Annotated in this window: 10 protein-coding genes; all 10 read right to left on the bottom strand. The window is 34.5% G+C overall.

Translation table 11 applies throughout. The features are described 5' to 3' along the window. Positions 1-8 precede the first annotated feature (8 nt). Positions 9-1,271, bottom strand: a complete 1,263-nt coding sequence (gene hisS / locus CD155_RS05240) for a histidine--tRNA ligase (RefSeq protein WP_070872029.1) — start codon at positions 1,269-1,271, stop codon at positions 9-11. Positions 1,272-1,661: 390 nt separating this feature from the next. Continuing rightward, positions 1,662-2,537 (bottom strand): N-acetylmuramoyl-L-alanine amidase family protein, encoded by an 876-nt coding sequence (locus CD155_RS05235; RefSeq protein WP_044466737.1) that lies wholly within the window; start codon positions 2,535-2,537, stop codon positions 1,662-1,664. Beyond that, entirely contained in the window at positions 2,534-2,986 is a 453-nt protein-coding gene (gene dtd, locus CD155_RS05230; RefSeq protein WP_103212730.1) for a D-aminoacyl-tRNA deacylase, read from the bottom strand. The genes CD155_RS05235 and dtd overlap by 4 nt, the downstream gene beginning before the upstream one ends. Before the next feature lie 13 nt (positions 2,987-2,999). Beyond that, on the bottom strand, positions 3,000-5,189 hold the full coding sequence (locus tag CD155_RS05225) for a RelA/SpoT family protein (RefSeq protein ID WP_037541489.1): 2,190 nt from the start codon (positions 5,187-5,189) through the stop codon (positions 3,000-3,002). A gap of 560 nt (positions 5,190-5,749) precedes the next feature. Then, on the bottom strand, positions 5,750-6,268 hold the full coding sequence (locus tag CD155_RS05220; protein WP_002443255.1) for an adenine phosphoribosyltransferase: 519 nt from the start codon (positions 6,266-6,268) through the stop codon (positions 5,750-5,752). 18 nt (positions 6,269-6,286) lie between these two features. After that, positions 6,287-8,560, bottom strand: a complete 2,274-nt coding sequence (gene recJ / locus CD155_RS05215) for a single-stranded-DNA-specific exonuclease RecJ (RefSeq protein WP_103212729.1) — start codon at positions 8,558-8,560, stop codon at positions 6,287-6,289. Positions 8,561-8,696: 136 nt separating this feature from the next. Then, positions 8,697-10,988, bottom strand: a complete 2,292-nt coding sequence (gene secDF / locus CD155_RS05210) for a protein translocase subunit SecDF (protein ID WP_070872026.1) — start codon at positions 10,986-10,988, stop codon at positions 8,697-8,699. Positions 10,989-11,217: 229 nt separating this feature from the next. Continuing rightward, positions 11,218-11,481 (bottom strand): preprotein translocase subunit YajC, encoded by a 264-nt coding sequence (gene yajC, locus CD155_RS05205; protein ID WP_002443260.1) that lies wholly within the window; start codon positions 11,479-11,481, stop codon positions 11,218-11,220. Positions 11,482-11,496: 15 nt separating this feature from the next. After that, positions 11,497-12,636: a tRNA guanosine(34) transglycosylase Tgt gene (tgt, locus tag CD155_RS05200; protein WP_103212728.1), complete on the bottom strand. Its 1,140-nt coding sequence runs from the start codon at positions 12,634-12,636 to the stop codon at positions 11,497-11,499. 20 nt (positions 12,637-12,656) lie between these two features. Further along, complete coding sequence (gene queA, locus CD155_RS05195; protein WP_103212727.1) at positions 12,657-13,682, bottom strand: tRNA preQ1(34) S-adenosylmethionine ribosyltransferase-isomerase QueA; 1,026 nt, start codon at positions 13,680-13,682, stop codon at positions 12,657-12,659. Position 13,683: the final 1 nt, after the last annotated feature.

Genomic DNA, 13,683 nt, shown 5'->3' with positions numbered 1-13,683 from the left:
CTCCCTTTCTACTCTTTAAAATAGTCAACTAATTGATCTAATTGTACTTTTTCTGACTCACCAGAAGCCATATGCTTAATATCAATAGAATTGTTTTCAAGCTCTTGATCACCAATCACTATCGTGTACTTCGCATTCAATCTATCTGCTTGTTTCATTTGGCCCTTAATTTTTCTATTAAGATAATCTTTATCGGCTTTCACACCGTTCTTACGTAATTCATTTAATAATTTAACCGCATAACGATCAGCTTCTTCACCCATCGTTACGATAAATAAATCGAATTCTGATTCAATATCTAATTCGATGTCTTCCTCTTCAAGTGCAAGTAATAGACGTTCGATACTCAATGCAAAACCTATTCCAGTTTCACTTGGTCCATCTAACAATTGTAAGAGGCCGTTATATCGTCCGCCTCCACAAAGTGTCGTAATCGCACCATCGTAATTTGGATTATCCATCATTACTTCGAAAGCTGTATGCGTATAATAATCTAGTCCACGCACTAAATTAGGATCTTCTACATAAGGAATGTTCAAGTCATCTAAGTGTTGTTTAACTTGTTCAAAGTAAGCTTTAGAATCATCATTAAGATAATCAGTGATGCGAGGTGCATTCTTAATTGCTTCTTTATCTCTATCAACTTTACAATCTAAAATTCTCATTGGATTAGTGTGTAAGCGTGATTGACAGTCTGAACAGAATGTATCTATGACTGGCTCAAAGTGCTCAATTAATGCTTCGTTGTATTCTTTACGAGATTCGCTATCCCCAATACTATTAATAACAAGCTTTAAGTGTTTCAATCCGAATGATTGATAAATGTGCATAACCATTGCTAACACTTCGGCATCTATAGATGGGTTTTCTGCACCAATTGCTTCTACGCCAAATTGATTAAATTGACGATAACGTCCCTTTTGTTTGCGTTCATATCTAAACATCGGCCCATTATAATACAATTTAACTGGCTGATTCGGTTGCCCTTGCATTTTATGTTCGATATATGAACGAACGACTGCAGCCGTACCTTCTGGACGTAACGTTAAACTTCGGTCACCTTTATCTTGGAATGTGTACATTTCTTTTTGTACAACATCTGTTGAATCACCAACACCTCTAGCGAATAGTTCAGTACTTTCAAATATAGGTGTTCGAATTTCTTTATAATTGTATATTTCCATGAGTTCGTCTAATTTATTCTCAATGTAACGCCATTTTACAGAATCTTCTGGTAGGATATCTTGCGTACCTCTTGGAATCTTTATCATATCGTCCTCTCCTTTGTCGCTAATAATCATTGAATAGGTCTGTGTTACGACTAAGATGATAACTTTCCATTATTTTTAAAAATAAAAAACCCTTGCATAGTTAAAAACTATACAAGGGACGTATTAACCGTGTTGCCACCCTAATTGATCAAACGCTAGAATCGCGTTGACCCACTCAAAACGCTTAACGTGCGTCACCCGACATTAGTTTCCTAAAGTACCTCTTCTTGTGTTCAAAGATTTAAACTACTCAGTACAATCTTTCAGCCATGGATTGTATTTCTGCGCAATGATATGCTACCAATTTCATTTAAACTTTCAAGAATATTAATGGTTTTATTTATAAAGTTCATCAATAATGATAACGAGTTTTATTTTAATTTGCAAGTTCTATGATGAGAAATATTGCTTAAGTCCATCTACTACAGCTCGTTCCACGACCTGTCTATGTAGTTGATCATTAATCATTGCTTCATCAGTAGGATTACTTATATATCCGAGTTCTAATAGTACAGCTGGTACATCAGTTTGTCGAAGAACTTGATAATTTTGTTGTCGCGCGCCTCTATTAGTAAGTAAGGCTTTTTTCTGGATATTAGAATTTAAAGTTTGAGCGAGCGATTCTTGATTATCTTGTAACCAATAAACGGTTGCACCATTGGCATTAGAGGAATCTAAAGAGTCATTATGTATGCTAATAAATGCATCACCTTTAATATTTCTATCATCAAGGGATACATATTTATCTGAGGTACGCGTCATTTTGACTTTGGCACCTTCTTTAACTAATAATTTTTTGAGTTCTTTCGCAGTTTTTAATGTGTAATTTTTCTCTAAACTTTTAGTAGGGGTATTACTTGATGCGCCCTGGTCACTACCACCATGACCAGGATCAAGTACAATTGTTTTACCTTTGAGAGGATTAGAAGCATTTGAATTATCTGCTTGAATATTCAAATTCGTATGCCAGCCGGCAACCCAGCCTTTTTCAGTTCCAGCACGATTTTGAACTTCAATCCATTTACCTTTTTTATCAACTTTTTTGAAGCTGTCGCCTTTTTCTATTTTATAAATCACAGGGTATGCAGCATTAGGCCCTGTTCTTAATTCGGCATTTTCAGTAATCGTAATTTGACCCGAATCCTCATCACTATGATTAAGAAACATAAATAGTAAGATAAGGAATAGAATAAACGCTATAACTACAACAAGTGTAAGTCGATTTTTTAGACCGTGACGCGTTAACCATTCATCTATCTTCTTCATAGAATTTTTCCATCCTGAGCTTCATAAATAATGGTAACTGGCCCATCATTATTAATTTCTACATTCATATGTGTGCCAAATTCACCTGTTTTTACTGTTAAACCATAAGATTCTAATTCCTCATTCAATTTTTCATATAGTTGCTTTGCTTCGTCAGGACTTTTAGAATTTGAAAATCCAGGGCGGTTACCTTTCTTTACATCAGCATACAAAGTAAATTGTGATACTGATAAAATTTCACCTTCAACTTGTTGAATATTGAGATTTAATTTGTCATTTTCGTCCTCAAATAATCGAGCATTAGCAATTTTTTTAGCAATCACTTTAGCATCTTGTTCAGTAGAGTCTTTACCTACTCCAACGAGTAGACAATATCCTTTTTCAATTTCATTATCGATCGCATTATTTGTTACTCTTGCATGTTTAACTCTTTGTACAATTATCTTCATTTCTTTTGCACCTCTAGTTCCAAACTCTCGATACTGTATATACGTCACCTAGTTGTTTAATTTTCTCAACGACGCGAAAAACATCGTTCACATTTTTTACCATCACACTAATGTTTATCACAGCATTTTTATCTACGTCAGAACGACCTGAAACTTTGATTAAACTTCCTGCTGTTGAATTTACAGCTTGCAATACTTCATTAAGTAACCCATTTCTATCATATGCGGTCACTTCTAAATCAACTTGATAACGTTGAGTTGAATCCTTTGATTTAACCCATTCTACAGAGATTAATCGATCTGTCTCATTCTTTATATTTGGACAATCTGTACGATGAACTTTAATACCATGACCTTTGGTGATATATCCTACAATATCATCACCAGGTATAGGATTACAACATTTTGACAACTTGATAAGTACGTTTTCCAATCCTTCTACATAAACACCACTATCGGTAATGATATCTTCTTTAATAGGCACAGATTTTGTGACTTCTTGAGCTTCATTTAAAGCCTTCTGTTTATCAAGAATTCTCTGTCTTTCAGTAAGTTTATTAACGATTTGTGCAGACGTTACACCACCAAAACCTACTGCTGCGAATAAATCTTCATCATTTGCAAAATGGTATTTATCATTTACAACTTCTAAATTCTTTTCGGTTAAGACATCTTCGACACGGAAACCTTGTTCTTTAATTTCTGCCTCGACCATGAATTTACCTTTTTCAATATTTGAAGATCGATCTTGTTTTTTAAAGAAACTTTTGATTTTACTCTTAGCACTTGATGATTTAACAATTTTCAACCAATCTCTGCTCGGGCCATAAGAGTGTTTACTTGTGCGAATTTCTATAATATCCCCTGTTTGAAGTACATAATCAATAGGCACAATCTTGCCATTAACCTTAGCGCCAATCATTTTATTGCCTACCTCACTATGAATAGCATAAGCAAAGTCGATCGGTACTGCACCATATGGTAATTCAATCACATCACTTGCTGGCGTAAAGGCATAAACTTTGTCACTTTGTAAATCATACTTTAATGACTCCATAAACTCTTGTGCATCAGTAGTCGTATGATCTGTTTCGGCTAATTCTTTTAACCAATTTAATTTGTTTTGGAAGTCTTGCGTCTTCTCATTAACTGTTTTACCTTCTTTGTAAGCCCAGTGTGCTGCCACACCGTGTTCAGCAATTTCATGCATTTCGTAGGTTCTGATTTGTATTTCGAGAGGATCTCCATTTGGTCCAACGACAGTAGTATGAAGAGATTGGTACATATTTTGTTTAGGCATAGCAATGTAGTCTTTAAAGCGACCTGGCATTGGTTTCCATAAAGTATGAACAAGTCCAAGTATGGCGTAGCAATCATTTATCGAATTCACAATAACGCGAATAGCTAGCAAATCAAATATTTGGTCAAATTGCTTTTTCTGTTTCATCATTTTGCGGTAAATACTATAAATGTGTTTAGGTCTACCACTTATTTCTCCAGAAAGTTTCATTTTATCCATTTCTGCTTCGATTTTGCTGATTGCATTAGCAATATAAGCTTCTCGTTCACTTCGCTTTTTCTTCATTAAGTTAACGATGCGGAAATATTGAACGCTATCGATATATCTAAGTGCTGTATCTTCAAGTTCCCATTTAATTGTGTTAATCCCTAATCTATGTGCGAGTGGCGCATAGATTTCAAGTGTTTCTTTTGAGATTCTAACTTGTTTCTCTCTCGGCATCGCTTTTAAAGTTCTCATATTATGAAGTCTGTCCGCTAATTTGACTAATATAACTCGAACATCTTTAGCGATAGCGATAAATAATTTACGATGATTTTCAGCTTGTTGTTCTTCTTTAGAACGGTACTTCACCTTTTTAAGTTTAGTTACGCCATCTACAATTCTAGCGACTTCTTCGTTAAACATGCTTTTTACATCTTCAAATGTATAAGGAGTATCTTCTATTACATCATGTAAGAAGCCTGCTACAATGGTAGGTCCATCAAGTCTCATTTCAGTTAATATCCCTGCAACTTGAATAGGATGCATGATATAAGGTAAACCATTTTTTCGAAACTGGCCTTGATGGGCTTCGTAAGCAATATGATAACTTTTCAGCACATACTCATATTCGCTTGCCGATAAATATGATTTTGCTTTATGAAGAACCTCATCCGCACTGTATGGATATTCGTTGTTCAATATAAGACACCCCACTCAAATTTATTACTTTTAAATTCCTTATTTTTACAGAGGCTGAGACATAATTAATTGTCTCAGCTTTCTTTAACATATTGGCAGTAGATGTCTGAATTAAAAATGCGCTTATATCAAGCTTCTTTCAATCCTAGCCATCCTTGCCGGGGTGGGACAACGAAAATAATTTTGCTAAATTATATTTCTGTCCCACTCCCTTGTTTGTTTTAATTAAATTTATTTCGCGAAAATTTAAATCTTTTATATTTGTAAAATTCTGATTACAGCAAATTTATACCCTTGTTATATCAATATATAATTACTTATATTTAATTTACTCTATATTATCCCCTAACTTAAATAAGGTAGCTCGCTTTTATCTAAATAATAGTTCTATGATACTACAATTTTTTAAATAAATAAACGTTGTTGAACCAGAAGTAATCCATCATCCTTGATTTAGTAGCAATGATACGTTGTTGATTTCGATTTTTCAAAAATAAAAAAGTTATACCTTGTATTAACTGCATATTAACACAAGATATAACTAATATTATGGCTTTATTCTATTCATCATAAGAAATAAGGCTCATGACGTCGTAATCTTTAATTTTTTCAATACCATGGAGATATTTTAATTCAATAATAAATGCGATACCAACGACAATTCCACCTAACTTCTCGACAAGTTTAATCGCCGCTTCAATTGTACCTCCAGTAGCGAGTAAGTCATCAGTGATTAACACGCGTTGACCTGGTTTAATCGCATCCTTATGCATCGTTAAAATATTAGTGCCATATTCTAAACTATATTCGTAACGGATAACTTCTCGAGGTAGCTTACCTTCTTTACGAACAGGAGCAAATCCAATGCCCATTGAATAAGCAACAGGACATCCAATAATAAATCCTCTAGCTTCCGGTCCAACAACCACGTCTACTTCTTTTTCTCTCGCATATTCAACGATTTGGTCAGTCGCATATCCATATGCTTTACCATTATCCATAATCGTTGTAATATCTTTAAAGCTCACACCCGGTTTTGGCCAATCTTCAACTTCTGAAACATATTGTTTTAAATCCATTAAATTTCCTCCTATAAATTAACTTAACTGAGATTTTATCCATTCTTTAATATTTGAAAAGTCATCATACAATAATCGTTTTTCAACTTCCATTCGTGACTGTCTCAATTGATAAATATGACTTGATTCTATAGCTTGCTTACTTGGCTGGCTATTAATTTTAATAATTCCTTGATCATCATAAATAAATTCTAAATCTTTGAATACTTTAAGCATAAATTTAAGTAATTCAGGCTTAACTTTTAAATATTCACATAACATCATACCCTCTTCAACGAGGTTTGTTTCCTTTTTATTAATTAATGCTTTATAACAATTTTTGAAAAGATCTTTGCTTGGCATACCTTCAAAATAGATTGACTGCTCGTGTTGTAATACAAGATAAAGTTGTGATAATTGTAATTGATTTAATGTTTGCTCAATTTCATCCATCGTATTTGGCAAATCTCTAAATACGACTTTATCATAATTTGTCGAAATTTCCTCACCATAATGATAATGATGATTTGTTGTTTTTTCTTTTCTAGGATGAATGACATAGGCAGTGTTCACATCATCTTCTGAGAATTGATAATGCTTACGTTTACTACGATAGTCTAAAATCTGTAGTGTTTCCATAGCTATATCTTGAATAATAAGCTGTGGCGATTGATTGCCATTCCATTCATTGATTTGTAATTGTCCTATTAAGTTAACAGGTTGCCCTATTTCTAATTCATTTGCAAGGTGCCCATTACTCCAATAGAGTGCTGCGATTTGATTTTCACCGAGTGATAATTTCAAATGTTTCCCATCTTGGCCTATCGCTTTGATAGACTGTACATTTAAATCTTTGAGTTCAAATGTTGGGCTATTAAAATCTGTACCAAATGGACGTAGTCTTTGAATGTCTCGAATATTTTTAACAGAAATTTCTCTTTCATCAAGTAAAACATCAACATGCTTTCTTGGTTCTAATGATGTCGTTTCAGCAAGTTGACGCATCCAGTCATTTAATCCTTTGCGCAGTTCATCGATATTCTCAATATCCATAGTCATTCCAGCAGCCATATGATGACCACCAAATTTTGAAATTAAATCTTGGTGCGCATTTAAAATCTCGAACATAGATACTTGATCTATCGAACGCGCAGACCCTTTGGCATGATTTTGTTCTAAATCAATGTTTAGTATCAGCGTGGGTAAAGCGTATGTTTCGACAACTTTAGAAGCCACAATACCTAATACACCCTCATGCCAATTCTCTTTTGCTAATAATAAGAATAAATGTCCTTGTTGAACTTGTTCTTCAGCTAAAGCTAATGCTTCTTCAGTAATCTCAGAAACGATGTCTTTTCTTTCTTGATTAAAATGTTCGACTTGTTCAGCTAAAAATTCTGCTTCTTCTATCTCTTCTGACATTAATAATTCAGCAGCAAGCGACGCATCTTCTAAACGTCCTACAGCATTTAATCTCGGTCCGATGATAAAACCAATCGTTTCTTCGTTGATATTATCGTTATATCCAGCCTGCTTCAATATGGCTTGAATAGACACAGGTGCATTGTTATTAAGTATATTTAGACCTTGTTTAACGATAGAACGATTCTCATCAGTGAGGGATACTAAGTCTGCAATAGTCCCTATAGCTGCTAGCGCTAGAAATTGTTGAGGTGGATGACTTATTAAAGCTTGTGCAAGTTTGTACGCCACTCCAGCACCACATAAATATTGAAAAGGATAACTAAACTCAGGATGCATGGGATGTACAATCGCATAAGCCTCAGGTAAAGTGCGACCTATTTCGTGATGGTCGGTCACAATCACATCTACCCCTAAGTCTTGCACCATTTTTATCTCTTCGTGCCCTTGGATACCATTATCAACAGTGATGATAAGTGACGTGCCCTCTTCATATGCATTTTGAAAAGCAAGTGCGTTTGGACCATATCCTTCACTAAAGCGGTTAGGAATATACCATCCTACTTGCGCACCTAATTGACGCAGCGTATTAACAAGTATAGTGGTTGAAGTCACACCATCAGCATCATAATCACCATATACTAAAATACGCTCACTTTTATCAATAGCTAAATTAATACGATCCACCGCTTTTTGCATATCACTGAGCGCCCAAGGATCATGATTAATGATTTTATCTTGTAGTACATCTTGAATCATTTCTTCTTGTACTAAATTTTTACTCTCTAAAACCTTTTTGACTATCGGAGAAAGTTTGAGTTCCTTTGCAAGTTCTTCTGTTATGTATTCAGTTGGTTCAGCTAAATCCCAATTATATTTAGGTTTAATCATAACAATCGTCCTCATTTCCAAAAGTCATTATACCGAAATTTAAATAAAATAAAAAGTACAACCCGTTGTGGTTTGAAAATTTACATAAAAAAACTGCCAATAAAGCGATGTGCTCTACTGGCAGATAAATTGGGAATTATACTAATATTTTTTCGTCGTTAGATTTCTTCTCTTTGTATACTTTTAGCTTATGATTTGGAGATTTTTTCAATTGACGTTTTTTCATGATGCCCCATAAAGGCACAGCTATGAATACAGATGAGAATACACCTGAGATTAAACCAATTAATAATGCTAATGAGAAGTTAAAGATTGTTGGCGCACCAAAAATGAGGATTGCCACAACTACAACAACTACAGTTAACACTGTATTAATTGATCTTGTCATTGTTTGTCTAATTGAGCGATTGACCATATCGTCAATTTGTTCAGGACTTGTAATGACTTTAAGTTTGTGTAAGTTCTCCCTTACTCGGTCAAATGTAACAATCGTATCATTGATTGAATAACCTACAATCGTTAAGACAGCAGCGATAAATGTAAGGTCTACTTCAATTCTGAATAAGCTAAATACCGCAACGATAATAAAGACGTCATGTAATAAGGCAAGTACAGCAGATAAGCCCATTCGCCATTCGAAGCGTAATGATACATAAATAATAATACCTAATGACGCTAATATAAGCGCAGTAATTGCGTTTTTGGCTAATTCCTGACCAATTAATGGAGATACGGTATTGATTTGAGGTGTATCGCCAAATTCAGATTTGATTTTATCACTCAATTTATTATCTTCAGCACGTGATAAGTCTTTTTTGAATTGTACTGTAGCTCCTTTATTGCTGCTACCATTAATTTGAATTTGATCTGGTTCTAAACCTACATCTTTAACAGCTTTTTCAACTTTAGTTTGTGTTAAAGGTTGTTTCGCATTAATATCAGCTCTTGTACCAGATGAGAAATCGATACCTAAGTTAAGTTTAAAGACTGCTAAAATAACTAAACCAACCACGACGATTAATATACTTAATGCGATAAGCGGTTTCGCTAACTTAACAAAGTTCCATTTTTCAAATGAGGTCTTAAGATCATGAACATCTTTACCATCGTTCATATCATGACGGTCTTTCTTCTTAACACCAAATAACCAGTATTGTTTCTTGAAGAAATTAGATGATACTAATAAATTTAAAAGACCACGAGATAAGAAGACGGCAGTAACAAATATCATCAAGATACCTAGTAAGAGCATTGTTGCGAAACCTTTAACTGAGCTTTCACCGAAGAAGAATAATACTGCTGCGGCGATAACAGTTGTAAGGTTGGAGTCAAAGATAGTTAAGAATGAACTCTTATTAGCTTTAGAATAAGCTTGTTTAAGCGTTCGTCCTATTCTAAGTTCGTCTTTTATCCGTTCGTACATAATAATATTAGCATCTACAGCCATACCTACACCTAGAACTAACGCAGCGAGTCCTGGCAATGTAAGTACACCTGAAATAAAGTTAAATGCTACTAATGTTAAGTAGATATATGTAGTTAGAGCGATAATCGCTACTAAACCAGGTAATCTATAGAATCCTAACATGAATAAATAAATAATTGCGACACCAATAAATGACGCGAATATTGTTTTATTGAGTGCATCTTGACCGAACTGTGCACCTACAGAATTTGAATAAATTTCTTTAAGATCTACAGGTAATGAACCAGCATTCAATAGCTCAGAAATTTGCTTAGCTTCTTTCACACCTTTTTTACCATTGAATCCACCAGAAATTTCAACACTGTCTGAATTAATAGGTTGATCTACATTTGCTGCTGAGACATATTTAGGTTCTTTACCTTCTTGCTGTTTTTTAGCCTCTTTTTTGTAGCTATCACCTTTTTTGAAATCCATCCAAACGACCATTACATTGTCACGTTTTTTTGAAATCTTTTCAGTGACTTTTTTAAATTTATCTTTACTTTTAACTTTAAATGTAACAGTTGGTTGATTTGTTTCTTGTTTAAATTCTTGTTTTGCTGAACCTTGTTTAATATCTGAACCAGACATAAGAACATGGTCTTCTGCATCCCTAATTGTTAAATTGGCTTGCGTTGATAACATTTTTCGTGCTTGTGCTTGGTCTTTAATCCCCGCTAATTGAACACGAATACGATTAGGGTCTTCAATTTGAATTTTAGGTTCTGAAACACCTAAGACGTTGACACGACTTTCAAGTGTTTGAGATGTAGCTTGAAGTGCTTTCTTATCTATCTTCTCACCTTTATGTAAAGGATCAACTTGGAAAAGTACTTCGAAACCACCTTGCAAATCAAGTCCTAAATTAACATTTTTAACTACATTCTTATACGTTAGTCCCATTCCAGCAAACAATAGAACTACGAGGAGTATGAATGCAACTAATCTACTACTTTTCTTCACATGAACACCTCATTATTTACTTATGTATTTAGAATACTCGATGAATAAATTATCATGCAAGTTAAAATGATATTACGTTCACTTTAACGACCTATCTATATTAACATACTACACTTAATAGTGAAATTGTTGGCTAAAAGAATGGAGTTTTGTCATTAAAACATCATAATTAAATAAAAAAAAGGAACTCAACAACTTGAGTTCCAATTTTGTCAAAATGACTTCTGTTTTATGAAGGATCTACTTGTTTAATGGCTGGTTTCTCGAAAGTCATTTCTGTACCATGACCATTTACTGTGATCACAACTGTAGTTTCATCTACAGATTTAACAGTTCCTTTAATACCACCGATTGTAGTAACCTTTTGACCTGATTCTACACGGCTAATCATTTCACGATGTGCTTTAGCACGCTTTTGTTGTGGTCTAATTAAAAAGAACCACATAACTGCCAATAATAGAATCGGCAAAATTAATGATGCAAATTGGCCCATTGTTAATTCTCCTCTTTAAAAGTTTTTAGGGTTTTCTACATTTAATCCATACTGTTCAAAGAACTCATCTTTGAAATCTAAAAGACGGTCTTCTCGAATGGCTTGTCTTATATCTTCCATTAATTTTAGCAGAAAATGTAAATTATGAATAGTAGTAAGACGGATACCAAAAGTCTCTTCCGCTTTGATTAAATGTCTGATATAGGCTCTTGAATAATTGCGACATGTATAACAATCACAATGTTCATCTAAAGGTCCTAAATCATCAGCATATTTCGCATTTTTGATCACTACACGTCCAATAGACGTCATACATGTACCGTTTCTAGCGATTCTAGTAGGCAAAACGCAATCAAACATATCCATACCTCTGATACTACATTCTATAAGTGCATCAGGTGAACCAACGCCCATAAGATATCTTGGTTTGTCTTTAGGCATAAATTGCTCTGTATGTTCAACCATTTCATACATAACTGGTTTAGGCTCTCCTACAGATAAACCACCAATGGCATATCCAGGAAAGTCAAGATCAACAAGTTCTCTCGCACTTTGTTCACGTAAATCTTTATATTCTCCGCCTTGAATAATACCAAATAAAGCTTGGTCTTCAGGACGTTGATGTGCCTTTAAACATCTTTCAGCCCATCGTGTTGTTCTTTCAATTGAATTTTTCACATAATCGTATTCAGAAGGCATTGGCGGGCATTCATCAAATGCCATCATGATATCTGAACCTAGATCATTTTGAATTTGCATTGATTTCTCAGGACTAAGAAATAGTTTTGACCCATTCGTATGGTGTCTAAATTCTACACCTTCTTCAGATATATTACGTAAATTGCTTAAACTGAAAACTTGAAATCCACCAGAATCAGTTAGTATCGGACCGTCCCAATTCATGAATTGATGCAGTCCCCCAGCACGCTTGATGATATCATTTCCAGGTTGCAACCACAAATGATATGTGTTTCCTAAAATAATTTTTGCTTCAATCTCTCTTAATTCCTCAGGACTCATTGTTTTAACAGTAGCTTTCGTACCAACAGGCATAAACATTGGTGTTTCAAAAGAACCATGTGGTGTATGTACGATACCTAATCTTGCTCCTGATTGTTTACATGTTTTTATATGCTCATAAGTTACTGCAGGCATATGTTAAACCTCACATTCTATTAAATAATTAACATTGCATCTCCAAAACTAAAGAATCTATATTTCATTTCAACTGCTGTTTGATATGCGTTTAAAATATTATCTCTCGTACTGAAAGCAGAGACTAACATGACTAATGTAGATTTCGGTAAATGGAAATTAGTAATTAAACCGTCAATTGCTTTATATTCAAATCCCGGGTAAATAAAGATATCAGTCCATCCACTTTTCTCAACAAATTGCTCATGGTCACGTCGTATCGTTTCTAAAGTACGAGTAGAAGTAGTTCCTACAGAAATGATTCTCTTTCCATTCGCTCTTGTCTGATTCAATAATTCTGCAGTTTCACGCGTCATTTGATAATATTCACTATGCATTTCATGATCGTCAATATTATCTACACTAACTGGACGGAATGTGCCTAAACCTACATGCAAGGTAATAAATGTTATATTTACCCCTTTAGCTTTAATTTGATCAAGTAACGCTTCCGTGAAATGAAGTCCTGCAGTCGGCGCAGCAGCTGATCCACTCTCTTTAGCATAAACTGTTTGATAGCGATCTGGATCATCTAAACGCTCTTTGATATATGGTGGGAGTGGCATTTCACCTAGCTCGTCTAAACGTTCCTGTAATATACCCTCATAATGTAAACGCATAATACGTCCACCCTGCTCTAATTCTTTAACGCATTCAGCAACAATCTTACCATCACCAAAACTTAAACGATTCCCAACTTTAATTCTTTTAGCTGGTTTTAGCAAAACTTCCCAGTCGTTAGCTTCGATTTGAGTGAGCATTAGCATTTCAACTTTGGCGCCGGTCTCTTCTTTTAAACCGAAGAGACGTGCCGGCATCACACGTGTATCGTTTAGCACTAACGTATCACCAGGATTCAAATAATCTATAACATCTTTAAAATGAAGGTGAGCCATTTCGCCAGTTTCTCTTTGAAGCACAAGCAAGCGACTCTGGTCTCTATTTTTTAAGGGTGTTTGAGCGATTAAAGATTCTGGCAAATGATAGTCAAATTCTTCAATATTCAAC

The sequence above is a fragment of the Staphylococcus caprae genome (assembly GCF_002902725.1).
Lineage (GTDB): Bacteria > Bacillota > Bacilli > Staphylococcales > Staphylococcaceae > Staphylococcus > Staphylococcus caprae.
This window is presented reverse-complemented; position numbering and strand designations above follow the sequence as displayed.